Below are 20,620 nucleotides of genomic sequence, written 5' to 3' on the forward strand. Positions count from 1 at the left end.
AAGCTTCACAAACTATTTTAACTGTTGATAAATCCTTTCTGCTCCCAGCCAAATACCGTGATCAAAACAATAAGTATATTTCAACGGGATGGTTGCAAGCGGTCGGTTTTGGAAATAATTTTGCAAAAGTGGATGCGAAAGTAGTTCTGATTGTTCGTTATAGCCTTGTTTATCGGTTAAGGTAATCAAGATATTCGGTTGGCTGAGCAACACTTTTTCGAGCGAGAAATTTTGTGGCGTTAAGGCGTTTTTTAACGGCGTTAAAGCTAATAACTGCAATAAGGTTTGATAATTAGCTTGCCGTGTATCGACCACACCGGTATCCGATACAATCAAGGTCGCTGCAAGCGGTCGGTTTAGCATAACATTTTGCGATTTTAATTTAGCGATAAGTTGTTCTGCTTTAGCTTGATTATCGGTTAATTTCCCCAGCTGCAAAATCAATTCAAAAAGCTGTTCGGGGGTTTGCGGACTGTCATTTATCGGCAGAATTTTCACGTCGAGCTGTTTTAGCTCTGCGACCAATTGCGGATAAAACCGCTCGTTAATCAGCATGGTTTTATCCAGATACGGCAACAGTCGGTCTAATTGCGGTTCAAGTGTCGGTTTGTCGTGATTGAGTTTATCCAACATCATCAACGGATTTTGAGAATAAGGCGACATCGCCGCAATTTGTTCAGGGCGAGCGATTTCGGCCAGCAGGCGGTCGCTACAAAGGGTGAGCGAAACAAACTGCTCTTGTGCAAGAGCCGTTGTAAACGGCAAGAAAAGTGCGGTTAAAAATGTAAGCGTTTTTTTCATAAAATGTAGGGGCTAATCATATTAGCCCCATTTCCCTAAACCGTTTTGGGGCAAATATAATTTGCCTCTACGGTTATTAGAAGCTACCTTTTAAGCCAACATAAACGTTACGACCGTCTTGTCCGTAGCCGATAATATTTTCATATTTTTTATCAAATAAGTTGTTTAAATTCGCATAAACATTCAAGTTCTTGCTTAGTTGATAATTTACACCCAAATTAACCAATGTATAAGATGGCATTTTAACCCGAGAAGAAGCATAGGTTAATTCATCAAAATAGGTATCAACCCGTTTGCCAACATATGAAACATTAACATTTGAACCCAATTTCTCCGTGATTTGATACGCTAAGCCTAGGTTCGCAAGATGTTTCGGACGGCGAACTAATTCCGCTTTTTTACTATCTTTGGCTTGAGTGTAAGTGTAGTTAGCATAAGCCGTTAAACGATTTGCCAATTTACCATTGTAGGCAATTTCTAAGCCTCGAATTTGGCTCGTACCCTCTATATTAATAGCTCGAGAGCGATAAGTTGTAAAATCAAGTACTTCACTACTAATTAAATTACTCACGTTGCGGGCAAAGTACGTTAAGTCAAGAGAGTGATGTTTATCATTACTTTCCACAAGTAAACCAACATCTCCACCACGGCTTTTTTCCGGTTTTAAGTTTGGATTTCCTACATAACTGCCTGAATAACCATAATATTCCGTCATTGTTGGGTTTTGAATTGCTGTACCAAAACTCGCGTGAGCGCGGAAGTTTGGCGATAAGCGATAAGCGCCTGAAATACGCCCTGTAAACGCATCTTTATATTCAGAGTTCCCTGTATAGCGTCCGCTAATTGAAAGGCTGTGATCATCTTCTGTAAATAAACGATATTCGGTAGCAATACTCTTCTCTACTAAGCTTTTTTCATCATTGTAAGAGGTTGAATCATATTTTGACTGTTGATATTCGCCTAAAATACTGACCGCTTGATTTACCGGACCTTCACGATCAAAGTTAATATCTAATTGATAATTTGCATTTAATTTTTTAGCATCATAAGCACTTGCCCAAGAACTGATCGTATCACTATCGGTTTTAACGTGGCTGACACTCACTTTCTGTTTAAATAATTCCTGTTCATTCCCTAGATAACCGCTTAATTTGAACAAGGTTTCACGGGTGCGAGTATAATCATCAAAAGAGGTTTCTCCCGCTAAACTGCCATCATAATGTGCTGTTTGCGAGAAATGAGAAGCCAAAACTTCTACACCTTTTTGATTATCGTCATATCCTAAACGTAAAGAGGCATTATCACGATGAAATTTATCACGCTCTTTCGCTCCACCGGTAGCTATTTCTGTTCCGTTTTGGGCTGTATAGCGGAATGTATTTGAACTTAACGCTGAAATACCTCGGGTACGATGGCTATTTCCATTCAACGCATAATAGAAGCCATTGTTATAACCTGAAATCGTCGCTGAACCGTCATAAGTTCCGTGTGAACCTGTGCCTAAATCAAAGTCCACATTAAACGGCTTATCTTTATATAATCCGCTTTTAGTGGTGATATAAATCACCCCGCCCATCGCATCACTGCCCCACAGCGCCGATTGCTCACCGCGTAAAACTTCGATGCGATCAATATTGCTTAAACTTAAACCACCGAAATCAAAGCCGTATCCTGTCACAGGATTAACTTTTACACCATCAATGATCACAGCCGTATGGTTTGCATCGGCACCACGCAAATAGAAGTTGGTTAAGGTACCGCGACCGCCTGAAGCACTAATCGCCACACTCGGCACGGTTTTCAACACATCGCTGACATAAGTCGCATTGCGTTCAGTGAAATCTTTCTCTGTCAAAACAGTGACGGAAGAGGCGGTTTTGTCTTGGTTAACGGGCGCGGCATAAGCGGAATAGACATTAACGGTATCGAGTTCCGTCTCCGTTTGGGCGAAGGCAAAAACAGGTAAGCTCATAAAAATAGCGATCGTGATGAGATTTTTTTTCATATTGGGTTCTCAGGGTTGCATAATAAATTCACATTATTATACCTAAAGAGAAGGGATTTCGGTGGTTAAAGCGTTCGAGAAGTGATGAATGTTTTGCTGTTTGTCTATGAAAGAAATTCATCTTTACATAACAATCTCCATAAACAAGCGGTTTGTTTTTCACAACATTTTGCAAAATTCTGCGAGAAACGAACCGCTTGTAAAAACGGCAAACTATTTTTTAGATTTCCAAATTAACGGATCTACACCACGGCGGATAAGCTCAGGGTGATCTTCAATGTTGAACACCGGCTGCTCGATACCTGCTTTAATTTGTTTTTGGTAGTCTTTCAAGATGACCCACACAATCGGCGCAAGTAAAATGATAGACACTAAGTTAATCATCGCCATTGAAGCCATCACCGTATCGGCAAACGCCCAAACGATACCGCCGTCACGCACCGCACCGAAGTAAACGAAGAATAACACGATTAAACGGAACGCTAATACGAAACTTGGTTTGTTGCGGATATAGCGAATGTTATTCTCTGCATAAGCATAGTTACCAATAATTGAGGTATAGCAGAAAAGAAGTAAAGTAAAGGCTAAGAAATGTAAGCCAAATTCACCTACATGGAATTCCAATGCTTTTTGTGTTAAAGAGACGCTACGTAAAGATTCATTGCCGTAGTCGTTAGACATTAAGATGATAATCGCGGTACAGGTACACACAATGATTGTATCGACGAATACGCCTAACATTTGGATTAAACCTTGGCTTGCCGGGTGTTTGGCATCTGAAGTCGCCGCCGTATTCGGCGCCGAACCCATACCCGCTTCGTTTGAGAATAAACCGCGTTTAATCCCTTGTAACATTGCTTGTGAGAAAAGCGAACCGAAAATCCCCCCCGCCATTGCCGAGAAATCGAATGCGCTCGTAATAATTTTATTTAAGATTTCGGGTACGCGTTCAATATTCATCCCTAAAATGATCATGGCGACGATTAAATAGAACAACGCCATCAGCGGCACGACTTTTGCCGAAACTTGCCCGATACGTTTGACACCGCCGAAGATAATGGCGGCGGTCATCACAACCAAGACGATACCGACATAGTGCGGATCCCATTCCCAAGCATTACGGGTAGCTTCCACAATGGAGTTTGCTTGGACGGCATTGAAAGCAAAGCCGAAGGTAAAAATTAAAGTCACCGCAAAAGCAATGGCAAGCCAAGGCGCTTTTAAGCCTTTTGCAATATAATAGGCGGGACCACCGCGGAACATACCGTTCGGATCGCAGACTTTAAACGCTTGTGCCAATGATGATTCCGCAAATGCACTGCTCATCCCGATTAATGCGGTAATCCACATCCAAAATACCGCACCCGGTCCGCCTAAGGCGATCGCCGTTGCCACACCGCCGATATTACCCACGCCCACACGGCTTGCCAACCCGGTGGCAAATGCTTGGAAAGGTGTCAATGCATCGCCGTCCGACGCTCGTCCCGACCACATTTCACGGATACTGCGCGGTAATAACCGCAACTGAACCAATCCGGTCGTAATGGTAAAAAATAAGCCTACGCCTAACAACGTAAGCACGGTGATATCCCAAAGCGGACCGTCAACCGTGTTGACAATCCACGTCAGGAGTTCTTCAAACATCGAAACAATGCTTTCCATATTGAGCCTCATTCGTTAAAAATACGTTAAAAAAGATAGCGCATTTTAGCGATTTTTAGCTATTTGAAAAGTTTAATTTATTGGCATAATCAAAAACATTAATGGGATTTAATGAGTCAAAAGCGTGTTAACGTTTGAATAGCAAGCTACCGCTTGCTTCGAGCAGACTGCTGTGGAATAACGTAACACCTAGTCCGATGAGTACTATTCCCATCAATAATTTTAAACCTAACACAAACCGCTTGCTGGTTTGCACGGAAAGATACCACCGTCCGGCTCGCATTGCCTGCCCTCGGGCAAACAGCACCACACAGGCAAACAAGGTTAACGTCAGACCGGTGCCTGCCGCCATTAATAAGGCTGAAGCCACGCCCCACAGGTATAAATCCAAGGTATAAGCTAAAAATAAGACCAACACGGCGCCGGTACACGGACGTAATCCAATACTTAAAATCAGCATCCAAACGGTTTTCCAATCCGTCGCGTTAGCCAATTCGCTTGCCGACGGCAAATGACGATGACCACAAGGGCAGTTTTCAGTATGTTGATGCGATACCGCCTGAACAAGCGGTGCGTTTCGTTCAATTTTTTGCAAATGATGAATTTGGAAGCCTTGGGGTTTTGTCGGTACCGGTTTTCTTTCCTTGACAGCCTGATAGCACCAATAGCATCCGAACAACATCATCACGATGAAACTGCCCCGCTCAACCCATTTCAGCGTCAAATTAAAATAGCTGCGGGAAAGGGTAAACACTACGACAATCAGCGTCACCAAGCCAATCGCCACCAAACCTTGTACCAGCGCAGAAAGTAATGTAATCCGAATTGCCTTCGGCAGTTTGGTTTCTTCAAGCGACAAATAACCGGTCAAAATAAACTTGCCGTGTCCCGGGCCGATCGCATGAAATACACCGTAAAGAAAGCTCACCCCCATCAACGTCATACCGGCTTGTTGCGGGTGCTCCTTAATACTTTTCAGTGACGCGGACAATTCCAAATTAAAATGACGCTGCCACTCCGCCACTTGAAATAAAATATGCGGATAGATTTGGTAGAGCATAAAAATCAATCCGCCAATCAGGATAATCCATAAAAGCGGTCTAGCGTTTATTGGCATACAATGCTCACTTTTTGGGCAAATTGTGCACCTAAGGAAAGACTTTTATCATCCGGTATATCCGGTGTCTCGGTTTTATCCAATTTTGAGGCATACAAGCGGAGGGATTGGCTCACTTTCGGCTCGGTCATATTGATGTCACACCGATTTTGCGCCGTACTTGTTACATCTTGCGCATTTTCATACGCCATGGATAAATAATAACTCGGTTCAAAGGTGAATAAGCGAAAACTACGTCCGGCAATCTCCTGAGGCTGCGCTAATGATAAGGTAAAATGATAGATAATTCGGGTGTCTTTGATTTCGATAGACGGAGCGGTCGGCTGAGCTTTAAATTTGATCGGCTGATCTTTTTCATCATACAGCTCACTGAAATAGTGCGCATCCACCGCCGACCGATTCAATTCTTGGGTGATCTTTTTCACGGCGTCGTCTTTATTATCGCTTGCCGAAATTTCATAAATCAATTCCGCCGACGTGATTTCATCCAGCATCCAACTCATTTCAAAACCTTCCAGTTTATCTTGATGAATCAGTACTTTATTTTTCATATCTAAAAATGAATGAGGATGTGCCGAGGTGGCATTTGCAATAAGTAAACCCAATAGCGTTAAAAAGATTTTTTTCATAGACATATTCATTGATTCAGTACAGCCATATAGCCGGTTTGTCGAATGTGATCCTACTTTGATCGATATTATAAATACAAAAAAGCGAACAGAAAGTTCTGTTCGCTGTTTAAAATAAATTGAGTCGATCGATAAGCCGAGTTCTGTCGCGGACAATCATTCCTCTAGGCGACTGATTACTCAGCCGCTCAAGCAACCTACCCGAATCCCAAGCGGGCAACTCGTTGGATTCCTATTTGGTCTTGCTACGAGTGGAGTTTACCGTGCCGTGACATGTTACCACTCACGCGGTGCGCTCTTACCGCACCCTTTCACCCTTACCTGCACTTGCGTACATCGGCGGTCTGCTCTCTGTTGCACTGGTCGTAGGCTCACGCCTCCCGGACGTTATCCGGCACTCTGCCCTGTGTAGCTCGGACTTTCCTCTCGTTTACTTGTCCCGCTAGGTCGTTCTTGCGAACGGTTAAGGGCTTCAATAAACCAGCGATTGTCTGACCGACTCAGGTGGGCGAGTATAGCGGATTTGCAAACTTTTGCCAAGAAATGACCGCTTGTACCATAAAAAACGCCCGGCAAGTAAGCCGGGCGTTCATTGAACATCAATTATAAATAGAATTTCTCAATGAAATTCAATTTGTCATCCAGTTTCAACACTAACGGTTGGCCGGTCGGGATCTCAAAATCCATGATTTCTTCATCGGAAATGCCGATGATATGTTTTGCCAATGCACGTAATGAGTTACCGTGTGCGGTGACTAAAACGCGTTTACCGGATAACAACGCCGGTGCGATTTGATCTTCCCAGAAAGGTAATACGCGCTCTAAGGTGATTTTTAAGTTTTCCGCATTCGGCACAACATCTTTCGGAAGGTGCGCATAACGGCGGTCGTTATGTGCGGAATTCGGATCGTTCGGATCTAAATCCGGCGGAGAAATGTCATAAGAACGGCGCCAAATGTGAACTTGCTCATCACCATATTGCTCGGCGGTCGCTTTTTTATCCAAACCTTGTAACGCACCGTAGTGACGTTCGTTTAAGCGCCAGTTTTTCACTTGTGGAATCCAAAGTTGGTTAGATTCTTCTAACACGATGTTACAGGTTTTAATAGCACGTGTTAACACGGAGGTAAACGCAATATCAAACTCGTAGCCGGCGGCTAATAATTTTTTACCTGCCGCCTTCGCCTCTTCAACACCGCGCTCCGTTAAGTTAACATCACGCCAACCTGTAAATAAGTTTTTAGCATTCCACTCACTAAAACCGTGACGGATAAATACTAATTCCATAAGCTCTCCTATTAGATTTGAGTTGATTTGATAACTTGTTATTTATAACAAAAAACAACGCGCTTTTAAAGCTAAACCAAAAGGATTCGATAAAAAGCTGATCTGTAACAAATTAAATCGGGATTTTATGGAATGAAACAAATAAACGATTGTTTAAAATGGTCCCCCCTACCGGACTTGAACCAGTGACCAAGCGATTATGAGTCTGACGTAAAACATCAGCGAAATTATATAAATCATTTAAAAATCAATAGCCTACAAGATAACCCGCATTCAAAAAAACTGTTTTTAATTACAGTGGTTAATGATAATTATCGTTAATTACGTCACAAATATGACACAGTCTCTATTAATCCTTAAGCACAAAAGCAATATAAGGGAGCTCCATTGTGTCGGGACCAGCATAGTTTGACCGTACTAAAAAATACTCTGTGGTAATAGCATGTACCAACATAGACCCGCCATGGTAATAATTGGCATTCTCCGTCATGAGTACTTTTGGCTTTTGGCTAAATGGTGTTTTAAACGGGACTTTCCAAACACGATTATTGCTTCCTGCACCAACTTCAGGGTTCGTTAATTCAAGCTCACTTCTGACTGGTGCCCCCATTTGTAATTCTTTAACAGGCAAAACACTTGCCAGTATTTGCGTTGTAAACTCTTGCAGCGATCCAGTAAAAGCACCAGTTTCCACCAACAGATCGTAGACAGATTTACCGTTTTGTCCAGCCTCGCCTTTTTCTCCTTGTGGTCCCGGAGGTCCTTGTACACCCGGGGCTCCGTCTCGCCCGTCTTTACCGGGTAAACCGCGCTCACCTTGCGGACCTCTCTCGCCGTCCCGTCCATTATTCCCCGGTTCGCCTTTTTCGCCTCGCTCTCCATCTCTACCCGGTGTGCCCGGCTCCCCTTTCTCACCGGGTAAACCTCTTTCTCCTTGTAAGCCTTGTGCGCCACGCACACCCGGTAAGCCCTGTGGTCCCGGTGGACCGACATCACCTTTATCCCCTTTTGGACCTTGTAAGCCTCTTTCTCCCGGATCGCCCTTATCGCCTTTTGCCGCAACGCCGAAAACAACGTTAACGCTGTCACGCTCCACCACAATATCAGATACCGGATTAGACATTGCTTGTTCAATCGCTCGTTCAAAGGATGCTTCACCTTCTTCCGCCAACGTGGTTACGTCGTGATTGAGTTTAATTGTGCCGTCGATAATCGTCTTCGCGACGCCATCGGTGTACGTCACTTGTACGTCATATTTGGCTTTAATCCACTCCCGCCCCTTGGTCGCTTGTTTACTGACCAACACCAAAAGTACGTTATCCTTAATTAAGAGCGTGTTATCCGTCGTTGAGAGCGACAACACAACTTCATCATCCGCCACAGCTTGTAAATCCACGCGGGCAACACCCGTAAAATCAAAAGCCGTCTTCTCTTCGCCAACTTGCTCAAACAGTGTAAAGCGGTGAACAAAGGTATCACCGCGCTTGATTGTTATGTTCTGCTTTTCCATTTTGCTACCCAAAATAAAAAAGCCCGCATATAGCGGGCTGTTGGTTGATTATGATTGTTTAATGGTGCCACCGGCAAACATATGCGGGTTAACATAGCCGTAATATGTTTCAGGCTGGAACCCTTCGGGCTCCGGTAAGATTAACTGATCGAGCACCCAATTATGCGCGCTTTCGTCTCGGCTTGGCATGCTGCTGGTAAAGGTAAATTGCGCAAATGACAATGCGTTTTTGCCTCTGTCTTTTGCTTTTTTCGAGACATAAGAGGATAACGTAGCAACCACCGAATTGTTCGCATAATCACAATTGATTGCGGTGATTTCATGATAACCGACGACAGCGCCGGTGTTATCGTCTTCGAGTGTTTTTTCAATGTATTTCATATGAGCTCCTATGAGTAATAAAAAAACCGCCTGCATTGCTACAAGCGGTCGGTTTGGGTTAAAAATTTACGAATCAAGCATTACCGACGAAGAACACAAATTGCGTACCGTCGGCTAAGCCTTGATAGGTACTGTTAACAATAATGGAAATGTTCGCGACAGTATGCGGAGGGATGTTAAACGTACCTTGCAATGCCTTGGAAAACTTACCTCCGTTTGCACTGTTACGTATCACGGTTGCGTTGTTCATTCTAATTTCTGCGGATGCATTTTGAGTGCTTGTCCACTCCCACTCATCCCTTTCGCCGGCACCAATACTATAATGTCCGGATGACATCAATATAACCGGCATTAAGTATGCCGCTCTTAACCGTCTTGAGGCAGGGATGGATAGCGTCATGACATGATTATGAACATATGTTGCGGTATTGCGATAAGTCACATGATATGCTTTCACCACATCACCAATGATATTCTCGGCTTCCACCGTAATACCGGTAATGTGCGCACCGTTAATCGTTCCGCCGTTAATCGTTGCAGCATTTATCGTCGAACCGGTAACCGTACCACTAAATGTGCCTCTACGCGCCGTCATATTGCCACTACTGTCAACCATGAAATTGCCATTACCAATATTGAGATTTCCGCCGTTGATATTAGGTGCGCGAATCTCTTGGTTGGCTTGGATGTGCTCGCCTCGAATGGTGTTGGCAAGAATGCTGCCGCCATGTACAACACTCACCCCCGCATTTTGCCATGCGCTGGGCTCGGACGTGTGCTCGGAGCACTCCTCCAACATAGGACGGCACAAGTAAGCGTCTTGATATCCTTGATTTTTGGCAAAACGATTGAGCCGATGGATGATCATGATTTTACCGGTATCCGGCGCGCGGAATTTTACAAATGCTCTTTTGGCGTTTAAGCCTACACCATGCTGAAAATGACTGGTATCGCCAATCTCAAACCGATCGCCACTAAATATCACTGCGTCGCTTTGCCCGATGATTGCCGTTGAGTCAATAAAACCAAGATAGCTATTGCCGTCTGCGCTATATTTTTCAATCAACACCTGTGCCCCACAATGATAACCACCAACGTAAGCGGAAAACATATACCACTTGTTGGGAGTGACCGGCACAAGGCAGCGGATGTTGTCTACCCAGTTATTTTTTGCATTATCCGCCAATGCGTTAATATCCGCATGAGATCCTGATATTGCCAATACAGACCATGTTTCATCTGCAACATTGGGATGAAACTCACCGTTACCCGCTCTAATCTGATGGGTAATATTAAGCTTTCCGATTTGCGCTCCACTACGATGCCCGGCTTGTCGCCAGCCATGCTGACCGATTTGCGGGTTATACAATAAGTTACCGCCAGCACCTGATGATAATTTATCCCGTGTCACCGACCCCGCCACAACCAAATCACCACGAATACCAACCTGACCATTTGCCACGCTGAATACCGGTTTGACGTTGCTGTCATTGGCATTGGCAACAATACCGAATTTATCCGCCATAACGATAACCGAGCTTTCACCCGCCGAATCCGTCCCCATTGCAACCCCGGCAATCGCTGTTCGACCGCCTGCAATAGTTTGTGTTTTCACCGTGTGCATTGCACTGACTTTACCGTTTAAGCCTGTCACTGCTTCACTGGTGGTGGTTATGCGGGATTCTGCACCGTCTATCCGTGCGACGAGTTCCCGTTTATCTTTAGCGTAAGCGGTGGTGTGATTGCTGACCGTTTCGGACAACGCTGTTATTTTGGCGGTAGATTCGGATACGACCGATTCTAAGTCTTCCGGTGCCGGTGTCCATGTTGTCGCCACATCCCCTTCTTCGATCTTAATCGAGTGGCATTCCACCCATTTTCCGACCTCAAAGTTAGTAAACGCCATTAAAAGATAGCCGTCCGTGACTTCCACGCCGTTTTTTGCGATAAACTTCAATTCAACCTTCTCAAACGTCTCCTCGCTCGGTACTCGCATTTCTGGTAATCGCTGGAATCCACTATTGTTACGCATCAGGTGTACGTAATTAAGATTTGCATTTCCGCGCGCATAAAAGGACAACACATATTTTTTATCCTTCACAAATGTGGTCTTGCGGTTTTTCGCCATTGCCGATACACCCGCAGCTTTTGCCACCTCCTTGTTCTCAATGCGGATGACCCGTCGACCGTTGTATTCGGAGGCTGAAGCGTTGGTATAATTCGTACCGCCCCATAACAAAAAACTTTTAAACTCACTGTCCAGCAGGAGATTGCGGCCACCGATTTTCAGTGCATCAACGGTTTGTTGAGCGTCAGCCTTCCACGTCGATTGTAACGCTGTTTGTGCAATACTCGCCACTTCGTCTTTGTTCGCTTTAGTGGTTTGGATTGTCTCCAGCGTACCTTCTGCGGTACCCATGCGCGCGGTCAATCCGTTAAATGCGACGGTTTGCGCTTGCTCCTTGGTTGCCTGTGTCGATTTATACGCGGTTAAGTCGGCGCTAACGCTATCAATCATTGAGTTTACGTCTGACGGTGTCGGAGACCAGTCCGTCGCCACACTTCCCCGCTCTAATTTCACACCATGAAACGAGAACCAATCATCAGACGCCGCTTCGCCAATGTGTCCAATCAATACCCGCACCGTGTTACTTGTCCATGGCGCGACAAACGTCACCTTGTGCGGGTCTCTAATAGAGTTGGTAATTGGGATAGTCGGTAGACGGAAATTCTCACCCTCGTCCCGCATTAAATAAACGTAATTTAACCCGTTCTTGGTAAATCCTGCGGTACCTTGCGCGTGCAATGACAAGGTGTAGGTTTCGCCTTGCTTGACTTTCGTCAACTTTTTATCATTACCCTGTATAATGCCTCGCTGCCCTTGACCGTCAGCCGTTGAGGTAACGCGAGTTGTAAACCGACCTTGCCACATATTTTGGGAGATTCGCACTTTAGTGTGATCCCATGCAAGGCGAGAGCGATATTCGCAATCCACCAATATATTTACGCCGCCAATGTTATCAACTTTCGCCGTTAACGTTTCGCGTTTTGCCGATTCCGCCTTATCCGCATCAATGCGGGCTTGTCGCTCTTCTTGTAAGCCACTCAACGCACTACCTGCCTGAGCGGTTACGGTTGCTATCTGTCTTGCTTGTTCGGCGTTAACCGTTTCGACGGTTGCAATCGCATTTCCGCGCGCCGCAGCTTCCGCTTCAATCGCTTTAACCCGTTCACGGGTTTCCGCTTGGATTTGACCAACGACGCTCGCCAATGCAACACGACGCAGTTCGGCTTCTTCGTCGACGGCGGCGTCAATGTCGCCTTTTAGCGAGTTAATAAGACTTTCGCCGAGATGTGACTTGGTAATCTGTCCTTCCAGCGCGTTTAGTAGCGTATCAGGATTATGATCCGCCTCGCCAAATACACCTTCGGTAAATTCGCCTTTGTTGCCGTTTTTATCCCCGCAACGGGCAAAAAAGTAGTAACTCTCCGACAAGCTTACCCCGTTGATCGTGTAGCTGTTTTGCGGATAAGCTAAGGTCGCCACTTTTACCGCTTTGGTAATATCGTCGGTGCTGCTCCGCCAAATCTCGGTGTAATTACCGACGGTCGCTGTTTTCGGTAAATCCCAATTCAATTCGATCGCAAACAACAATGATTTTGTGACAAATCGAGGGATTCTTAAGTTAATTTCAAAGCTGCGGGTTACCGGATTCGATAACTGCCCTTGTGCGTTTCTCGCTCTGATTTCGGCGGTATAGCTGCCGTCAGGCAGGTTGTCAAAAGTAAATTCAGGCGATTCTAACCCTAAGTGTGTACTGTATAGCTTGCCGTTGCGGTACAAGCGGATTTCGTACGTCACTTTTCCGCCACTGACAAACGGTTGACTCCACGTCAATTTCACCCCGCCTTCTGTGACGGTGGCATCCGCATTAATCACGGCAGAGACGCCGCCATTATGGGTCGTGTCAGAAATCGGCACAAAGCTCGCACTGCCGTCCACAATCGCTTCTTTTTGCGGTTCGTGTTGGAGGGCGGTAATCGCATAGCTGCCGTCCTCATTCTCCGTTACACCCAACACCCGATAGCGTTGAGTGCTGACTAACGGCGTATGCAATGCCCATGTATCCATGACCTCTAATCCGGTCGGCACACTTTCAAGTGTAACAATGGATTTGTTATTAGCGTTGACTTGCGTAATTTTGATACGGGTCAATCGCTGTACATTGTTATCATTGATGAGATAACTCAGGTGTTTTTCGCCTGCGACTTCAATCGGTGCATCAAGGGTAACGTTTCTGCCGCTGACGGCAATCACACGCCCGCCAATATTTACATTGGCATAAGTTTTGTCCGCAACCTCAATAATATCTCCCGGGAGAGTTAATAATCCTTCCCGACCGACGCTAAAGGTGATCGTGCATTGTTCAAGTCGTGAGGTTTCCAGCACCCATTTGCCGTAACGGCGGGCTTGCCCTCGGCTCGTACAGGCAAACGCTTGGATTTTCTTCACATTGTAGCCGTAACGGGCAATCATGGCGTCGTCGGAAATGTATTCGATCGCCTTCTGATACTGATTATTTTCGTCAGCATATTCCACTTCTACGGCGGTATAAATGGATTTCAGCGGCACGTATTGGCGGTTAAATTTCCCCTCAATCACGTTTGACTGCGTGTAAGTACACACCGGATCAGCCGGTCTGTCTTGGATTGCCGTCAGCTGTGTGCCGTTCCAAATGACGATAGCACGGAACACGGACGCCATATCCGACACAACCTCATAGGCACTACGTTGTTCGGTAATCCATAGATTCGCCGTCATACGAGGTTCTTTTCCGCCAAAACCGTCATCGACTAACTCATCACAGTATTTTGCGATTTGGTAGAGTTGGAATTTATCAATGCCATAATCGCCTAGACGTTGCCCCAATCCCGCCAATTTGTTCGTGACTAAATCATAAAACACCCATGCCGGGTTGTTTGTCCACGCCAGCTTAAAATCACCGCGCCAAATTCCGCCGGCATAAGTTCGTTTATCCGGATCGTAACCGACCGGCACTTTTACCAACCTGCCGTAAAGTAAGAAATTCAGGTTCGGAAAATTCGGATTGTATCGAGAATCGGTTTTTACCCCGACAATCGCCATATTCGGATAACTGAGTTTTGTATCAATAATTTCCGTATAGCTTGACCAAAACGTCCCGTTCTGTAAGCGTTGGCTCTTACTGTCCGGTGTGATTCGTTTTACCGTCACCGTAAACGGACGTGGCGGTAAATTATCGATAATATAACTACGGGTAAAACGAGAGGAGGACTTCCCTTCGATGGTTTGATCCTCTCGGATAACGCCGTTAATCAACACCTGAAACGACACGGACGAACCGTGTGTGTCGCCCTCGTCGTTTTGACTAAACAACGCATTTACGCCTAACGTAATACGCAAGCGGGTAATATCCGGATCAATAACCGTACGGGATAACGGATGATCAAATTTCACTTCCGCCCCCACCGACACTTCCCGCTCCGACATTTCAAAACCTTCCAGCGGCGTTTGATCTTGATACCCCAACCGATAGTTAATTTCTGTGTTCTGGTAGTTCCACTCGCCTTGTTGGTTTTTCAGTGGCGTGTAATCAAAAAAAGCACTTTGATATTGGTCTTCTGTTACCGCCCCCCGAATAGGACCGAGGGAAATTAGCCCTATCGCTCTTAATCGTTGCGCCGACTTTAAATTATCCGGTGCTTCGTAAGGTGTTCTTCCGCCACCGCCTGCACTTCCGCCCATAGTGTTTCTCCAATAAAAAAGCCGTCACAGTTTCCTGTAACGGCGGTTAAATTTCAGATATGCCAAAAGCCACTTGCAACGCTAGGCTGCAAGCGGTCTGTTTTGGTTAAAATTTTGCTAAATTATCGTTTAGTCATACCTCTTCTTAGCGGGTATGCTCTTGCTCGCATTGTTTCCAATGCTAAATGGTAATGAGGATCTTTCCAAGCGTTGATCTCTACGCCCTCTAATTTGGGCATCAGTATATCTCTCGCAAATTGTAATGTGTGGCAATATTCCGTGGCGTGTGTATATGCTGCCGAACCAAAATGCGATCCGATTGCCCGCAGAGGTTGTTCCAGTTGTCCCAATAAATCTAAGCAATTGTAAAGAGCGAACCACATTGAGGTTAGTGTAAGATTATCCGCAAGGTCATCATCTTGTTTTGGTGGGTCAATAATCAACTCCCCTTCAAGATAAATCTTGTGTACATATTCCACCGCCATTCCAACTTGATCAGGGGTTAGCTCGTCAATATGTTCTACGTTGAAACGTTGGTGAATGAGTGTGTAAGCATCGGAATAGAGTAAGCCTTTTTTACTCACTAAAGCACTGACTGCTTGTCTTAATCCCGTGCGTTCGTCTGTGGTTGTTTTGCGTTCGGCTTTGCCATTAAACCAGTAGTCGTGTAATGCTTGATAACATTCTTTTTTGTATTTGATTAAAGTTTCTCGGATTTCAGGTTTACAACGTTTAACATCAATGCCGAATAACCAACCATTAAGATATTCAATTGGTAAGCAGACCATTTCTCTATTTTTTCCATCTTCAGCAACTATGATCGTGATGATCATAGTTGAACTAAGAATATCATCACGCTTAATTCTTAATAATTGCGGCTCCCAAGCTAAACCAATATTTTCACAGATTGGTTTCATAGCTGTGTAACGTGTACCGTTTTGTTCGAATGTAATTAAGGATTGGTTGTTGAATGAAATTATTTGGGTAGAAATTTGAGTAGTCATAACAGAGTTTCCTTTTGAGAGAAAATCCCGATAAATCGGGTGGTCGGCGGCTCAAAACTAGATCTGTTAGCTAGCGGAGTTATTTCCTTGCGGTGTTGTATTCCTCGCACCGCCGACCATTGAATAAATAAAATCTATCTCTTTTTCTGCCTGCAATAAACTTGATAATGGCAAGGTCAAGCCTACTGGATTTCAGGTATAAAAAAATCACACTAACGGGGTGAATTGAGATAACCGAACAGATGTAAAATGCCTTTTGAGAGCAAGGAAATAGTAATAAAAAACCCTATTGATTGTCAATAGGGTTATGAGCATTGTTCGTTCTTAACTTTAGGTGTTCGTTTGTGAATAACGACAACTTTACTTTTCTCTGAATTATTTTGCTCAAGTAATTCAATTTTTTTATATTCAATTTTGGTTTCTCTCGCTAAAGCTACTGCAAAACGATATTCTGCATTTGCCTTAGAATTATGCTCATTAATTTGACTTAACCTTTTTCTCGCACAGTCTTTTTCTTCATCCGTAATTAGTCTGACCTTTGAACCATTAACATCTCTAATCCATTTTCGCCTTACAAAACGCTTTAAATAACTTGGTGAGTCTAAGTAATATTTCATTGCACTTCGCACGACTTTAGAGAGTTCATCATTGCCCAATACAGCAATCATATCTTCAATAATCGTTGGAACTAACGGTTTTGTATCAAAAAATACGTTGGGGAACCGCTCTTTTAATTTAGCTAAATTAGCTTTTACATTATCTTTTCGCCCCATACTTTCTCCATAAAAAAATAGCTTCCTATTGGAAGCTGTGGATTAAGGTTTCGACACCTATGGGGTAAATACTACTCTAACTATTTCTTATCGTCAATTACTTTTTCCACTCTTTTAATGCTGTAATGATGTTCGGCAGTCGCCACGCCAAACAAACTACAAAACCTAAAAATGAATATGCTAACACTGTTTCCCATAAGCCATATTGCATTTTAAACTCCTTGAATTGCTCAAATAGAAAAGATATAATTTGCTCCATATTAGTCCTAACTAATAGTTAAATGAAAAACCCCGAGCACTGCGAATGTTCGGGGTTTTGTTTTATTTGGTTTAATAATTTTTCAGCGTTAAGATAAAATCTGCTAAGGCTTTTAGAAAAGTGGGGGCAAGCCAATATGTCCCTAAAATAAAACCTAAAAACAAAGCAATATAAGCAAATGTACGTGCTTTAGGTGCTTTTTCGATAATCTCTAACATTTTACAAATCCCCTCCATTACGTTAAAATCTATCTGCATTTGGAAGTTCTCCATTTGTTAAATTTATTATTCATTCAGTTTATTTCCTCTTTGTTATGGAAAGTTGGGAATAAAAAACCCCGAGCACTCGCAATGTTCGGGGTTTGTTTTTTGTTAATTATTTACGTTGTCACATCATCGTACGAGTCTAACCCCTGCGAGATCAGCACAAGACTTGTCATCATTTTTCCGTAAAGTAACGGTATTGGTCTGCCTTGCGGGGTAAGATTACGCAAATTGCTGAATGAGGTACTTTGCTGTTTTTCGCTGTCGCTGAGTTTGGTATCCATTGATGGGGGTTTTGTGAGTAACCCCATTACCCCACTGAGCACCATCGAGGCACCCATAGTAAATGCCATAGTTGCCCCAGCAAAACCTTGCGCCCCCAGATAACTCCAACCTGCCGCACCACCGGCGTACCAAGAGGCAGCAATCAGTACAACGCCGATGACAATATTCATCACATTCATATTTTTCCCAGCTCCCGCCACCACCGGCGTAAAATGCACCGTGCAATCATCCGCCAATGTCATTGTGGGGTTGGTTTTAATCTGCTCTTCGCTTAAATAGCGTTTCCCGATCCGCACTTTGTAATAGCCTTTACGCAAATACTGATTTAAGCCTTGAATTTGGCTAAGCAGTCCGTTCATCAACTCTTTAAACGAACTCACTTCAAGCTCTATCGGTTCGTTAGGCTCAAATCGTTTAAGATCGCCGTAAAATTTAACTCTGACCATTTCGGGTATCTCCAAATACTATGAGTTTGTTGTAACCACGCCCCATCATAAGGCACTCGGGCAGATAATCTGCCTTCGCTGTGGTGCAACATCAGCTGATTGCCAAGGTAAATGCCTGCGTGATTAGCCACTTCGCTACCAATTTGCAGTAATACAATATCGCCAAGCTGGGGCGGTTCTTCAAAATCCAACCGCTTAAATCCAAAGCGGAGTAGGTTTTCTTCATACAGATTGCCCGATTTAAACCACTCAAATTCATACGTCACATCATCGGGCAAATCCAACCCTGCCAACATATAGGCATCTAACAAAATATTTCGGCAATCTTGCTTGTTGTTTTCAAACTGACGACCGACAAGCGGTGCAATTGGGCGGATTTTTTGCAATTTTCCGTCGCAAACTAACCAAAACGGCAGATTAAGCCGAACTTGGCATTCACGGTCGGCGGTGGATAAATACGGCAAACCTTTTTCGGTTTCAGAATCAGGGTGAGAATGAACAACCGCCACAATTTCCCCTACGCTTTCTGCCCGAATCCAATCATCGGGCGAAATTTCAAAGTGATTAATCGGATCGACTGCGATATTCTCGCAAGGGAAATAATGTTGTTTACCGCCCTTAGAAACGACAAAACCGCAACTTTCGTGCGGTTCTGAGCGTTTGGCGTGATATAAAATTTGTTCTGTAAAAGAGATATTTTGCATTATTGTATACAACCTATTTACAAGTTAAGATTTTAGCGTATACTTACTGTATACAAAAAGGATAACTACAATGATTCTCTCGTTTAAACATAAAGGCTTAAAGCTATTTTTTGAAACAGGTTCAACAGCAGGTATTCAAGCTAACCACGCTTCTAAATTACGTCTTCAACTTGCTACACTAGAGAACGCTGAAACTGTTTCTGCAATGAACTTCCCCGGTTGGGATTTACACCCATTACAAGGCAATCTTGTTGGGCATTGGAGTGTCAAAGTCAATAAAAACTGGCGCTTAACCTTTAAATTTGAAAACGGTCACGCAGAAATTGTGGATTATCAAGATTATCATTAAGGAGCTGAAGAATGAGAATGTTTAACCCGCCACATCCGGGCTTGTTGCTAAAAGAATACCTAGATAATACTGACGCTAGTATTACTCAAATTGCTAAACAACTTGGTGTTACTCGTGTCTGCTTATCTCGCATTATCAATGAAAAATCAGCGATTACCCCTGAAATGGCACTCCGTTTAAGTCAGCTATTGCCTAATACCACACCAAAATTATGGTTAGGTATGCAAGCAGATTTTGATTTGTGGCAATTAGAACAGCGTGCTACATTTCACATAGAACCGCTCTTTGCTTAAGCCCCATACTGCGTCGTACTTGGAAAGCCACCAAACGGCAAAATGGCGTTAGCCCCGAATCTCAACTTGCACCCACGCAAACAGTGAGAGCAAGCATCTTTTTTCGGATCGGTCGTCGGATTATCTTTTTCATCGGCAACCGGTCCGCCTGTGTAGCCACACTCCGCAGAACGATATTGCCAAATACAAACATCCGAGGTAATCATCAACAGTGGGATTCGCGCATTGTCCGTTTCTGCGGGTGAGGCTAACTCAAAGGTGGCGATTTCGTCGTTCAGGCTTTTCAGCTGCTCGATCACAAATAAGCTCACGCTTTCCTGTGTCGGGTCGGCTTGCGGGTTCTGCCCGTTCGGGAAATTTCGCGCGTCAAGGAATTGCGCATAAACCAAACGGCGGGTAACTTTCCCGCCGACACCCTGCCCGAAGTTTGCAGCTATACCGGTCACAATGCCGTACAGATTGGATACTGTCAGCGTAGGGCGTGAGCTTGGACCTTGACCGCTAATTTCAAAACCATCGGCTTTAATAGGGTAGGCTTGGTACTCATTACCTTGCCACCAAACATTTTGTTGTCCTTGGTTTAAACCGTTGTGAAAGCGTAACAATTCACCTTTTCTGGTTGAGTCGCTATTACTGCTGATATGCCTTAAATCAATTTCCCATAGTTCGATCAAGGCATTTTGTTCAAGTTTTGGCAGTTCGTTTGCCATTTTTTGGGGAAGGGCTTTGGGCATTAAATCACCTCTTCAAATTCGCAGTTAATCAACGTATGGGTTTTACCTACCGTCTGCGACCATTTCGGACACACCACTTTAATCAGTGGCATTTTTGGTTGCTCCCTAAATTGAAAGGCATTTACACCACCGTGATTTGCAAGAAATTGTAACAATCCAACCGCTTGTGCGTGTCGTAGGTTAAAGCTCAATGAAAATTTACGTTGCAATGGATTTAATCCATCGACCATTCGCTGTTGATAGCCGTCACCAAATTTATTCACCTTTCTGCGTGGTTCGCTTTCGACGGTGTAATTTGGTTGTGGGCAAAAGGGAAGTATTTGTAATGTCATA

The 20,620-nt window shown here is 44.2% G+C and carries 18 protein-coding genes and 1 other RNA gene; 2 read left to right on the forward strand and 17 right to left on the reverse strand.

What is annotated here, in order from left to right:
• Nucleotides 1–12: 12 nt before the first annotated feature.
• The 15 genes from ACEYKX_RS08260 to ACEYKX_RS08330 form a co-directional block, all read right to left on the reverse strand.
• Complete coding sequence (locus ACEYKX_RS08260; protein WP_373766408.1) at nucleotides 13–801, reverse strand: ABC transporter substrate-binding protein; 789 nt, start codon at nucleotides 799–801, stop codon at nucleotides 13–15.
• A gap of 76 nt (nucleotides 802–877) precedes the next feature.
• On the reverse strand, nucleotides 878–2,806 hold the full coding sequence (locus tag ACEYKX_RS08265) for a TonB-dependent receptor domain-containing protein (RefSeq protein WP_373766407.1): 1,929 nt from the start codon (nucleotides 2,804–2,806) through the stop codon (nucleotides 878–880).
• Between the two features lie 213 nt (nucleotides 2,807–3,019).
• The gene (locus tag ACEYKX_RS08270) at nucleotides 3,020–4,468 is read right to left on the reverse strand and encodes an alanine/glycine:cation symporter family protein (RefSeq protein ID WP_373766406.1); all 1,449 of its coding nucleotides are present in this window, start codon (nucleotides 4,466–4,468) and stop codon (nucleotides 3,020–3,022) included.
• A gap of 127 nt (nucleotides 4,469–4,595) precedes the next feature.
• On the reverse strand, nucleotides 4,596–5,585 hold the full coding sequence (locus ACEYKX_RS08275; RefSeq protein WP_373766405.1) for a nickel/cobalt transporter: 990 nt from the start codon (nucleotides 5,583–5,585) through the stop codon (nucleotides 4,596–4,598).
• The gene (locus tag ACEYKX_RS08280; RefSeq protein ID WP_373766404.1) at nucleotides 5,576–6,214 is read right to left on the reverse strand and encodes a DUF1007 family protein; all 639 of its coding nucleotides are present in this window, start codon (nucleotides 6,212–6,214) and stop codon (nucleotides 5,576–5,578) included. Before ACEYKX_RS08280 ends, ACEYKX_RS08275 begins: the two co-directional genes overlap by 10 nt.
• 116 nt (nucleotides 6,215–6,330) lie before the next feature.
• An RNA gene (gene rnpB, locus ACEYKX_RS08285) (RNase P RNA component class A) lies at nucleotides 6,331–6,717 on the reverse strand.
• A 100-nt stretch (nucleotides 6,718–6,817) separates the two neighbouring features.
• The gene (locus ACEYKX_RS08290; protein ID WP_373766403.1) at nucleotides 6,818–7,501 is read right to left on the reverse strand and encodes a 2,3-diphosphoglycerate-dependent phosphoglycerate mutase; all 684 of its coding nucleotides are present in this window, start codon (nucleotides 7,499–7,501) and stop codon (nucleotides 6,818–6,820) included.
• 349 nt (nucleotides 7,502–7,850) lie between these two features.
• The gene (locus tag ACEYKX_RS08295) at nucleotides 7,851–9,011 is read right to left on the reverse strand and encodes a hypothetical protein (RefSeq protein ID WP_373766402.1); all 1,161 of its coding nucleotides are present in this window, start codon (nucleotides 9,009–9,011) and stop codon (nucleotides 7,851–7,853) included.
• A gap of 48 nt (nucleotides 9,012–9,059) precedes the next feature.
• Complete coding sequence (locus ACEYKX_RS08300; protein WP_373766401.1) at nucleotides 9,060–9,392, reverse strand: hypothetical protein; 333 nt, start codon at nucleotides 9,390–9,392, stop codon at nucleotides 9,060–9,062.
• Nucleotides 9,393–9,465: 73 nt separating this feature from the next.
• Entirely contained in the window at nucleotides 9,466–15,177 is a 5,712-nt protein-coding gene (locus tag ACEYKX_RS08305; RefSeq protein WP_373766400.1) for a phage tail protein, read from the reverse strand.
• A gap of 122 nt (nucleotides 15,178–15,299) precedes the next feature.
• Nucleotides 15,300–16,181, reverse strand: coding sequence for a phage antirepressor N-terminal domain-containing protein (locus ACEYKX_RS08310; RefSeq protein WP_373766399.1), 882 nt, complete (start codon nucleotides 16,179–16,181; stop codon nucleotides 15,300–15,302).
• Between the two features lie 305 nt (nucleotides 16,182–16,486).
• A complete protein-coding gene (locus tag ACEYKX_RS08315) occupies nucleotides 16,487–16,954 on the reverse strand; it encodes a ProQ/FINO family protein (RefSeq protein WP_373766398.1) in 468 nt (155 codons plus the stop codon).
• 330 nt (nucleotides 16,955–17,284) lie between these two features.
• Nucleotides 17,285–17,431, reverse strand: a complete 147-nt coding sequence (locus ACEYKX_RS08320; protein ID WP_373766397.1) for a hypothetical protein — start codon at nucleotides 17,429–17,431, stop codon at nucleotides 17,285–17,287.
• Nucleotides 17,432–17,592: 161 nt separating this feature from the next.
• Nucleotides 17,593–18,207 carry a tail assembly protein gene (locus ACEYKX_RS08325; protein WP_373766396.1) on the reverse strand — a complete coding sequence of 205 codons (615 nt, stop codon included), beginning with the start codon at nucleotides 18,205–18,207 and terminating at the stop codon, nucleotides 17,593–17,595.
• On the reverse strand, nucleotides 18,150–18,911 hold the full coding sequence (locus ACEYKX_RS08330; RefSeq protein ID WP_373766395.1) for a C40 family peptidase: 762 nt from the start codon (nucleotides 18,909–18,911) through the stop codon (nucleotides 18,150–18,152). Before ACEYKX_RS08330 ends, ACEYKX_RS08325 begins: the two co-directional genes overlap by 58 nt.
• A 70-nt stretch (nucleotides 18,912–18,981) precedes the next feature.
• Between ACEYKX_RS08330 and ACEYKX_RS08335 the strand changes: the two genes are divergently transcribed.
• Nucleotides 18,982–19,260, forward strand: a complete 279-nt coding sequence (locus tag ACEYKX_RS08335; protein WP_016527932.1) for a type II toxin-antitoxin system RelE/ParE family toxin — start codon at nucleotides 18,982–18,984, stop codon at nucleotides 19,258–19,260.
• An 11-nt stretch (nucleotides 19,261–19,271) separates the two neighbouring features.
• A complete protein-coding gene (locus ACEYKX_RS08340; protein WP_160576952.1) occupies nucleotides 19,272–19,553 on the forward strand; it encodes a HigA family addiction module antitoxin in 282 nt (93 codons plus the stop codon).
• On the opposite strand, the gene ACEYKX_RS08345 is transcribed toward ACEYKX_RS08340, so the two are convergent.
• Together ACEYKX_RS08345 and ACEYKX_RS08350 are read right to left on the reverse strand one after the other, a co-directional pair.
• Entirely contained in the window at nucleotides 19,550–20,287 is a 738-nt protein-coding gene (locus ACEYKX_RS08345; RefSeq protein ID WP_373766394.1) for a phage minor tail protein L, read from the reverse strand. The two genes, ACEYKX_RS08340 and ACEYKX_RS08345, sit on opposite strands and share 4 nt — an antisense overlap.
• On the reverse strand, nucleotides 20,287–20,619 hold the full coding sequence (locus tag ACEYKX_RS08350; RefSeq protein WP_373766393.1) for a phage tail protein: 333 nt from the start codon (nucleotides 20,617–20,619) through the stop codon (nucleotides 20,287–20,289). The genes ACEYKX_RS08345 and ACEYKX_RS08350 overlap by 1 nt, the downstream gene beginning before the upstream one ends.
• Nucleotide 20,620 lies beyond the last annotated feature (1 nt).

It is taken from the genome of Glaesserella sp. (genome assembly GCF_041817755.1).
Lineage (GTDB): Bacteria > Pseudomonadota > Gammaproteobacteria > Enterobacterales > Pasteurellaceae > Glaesserella.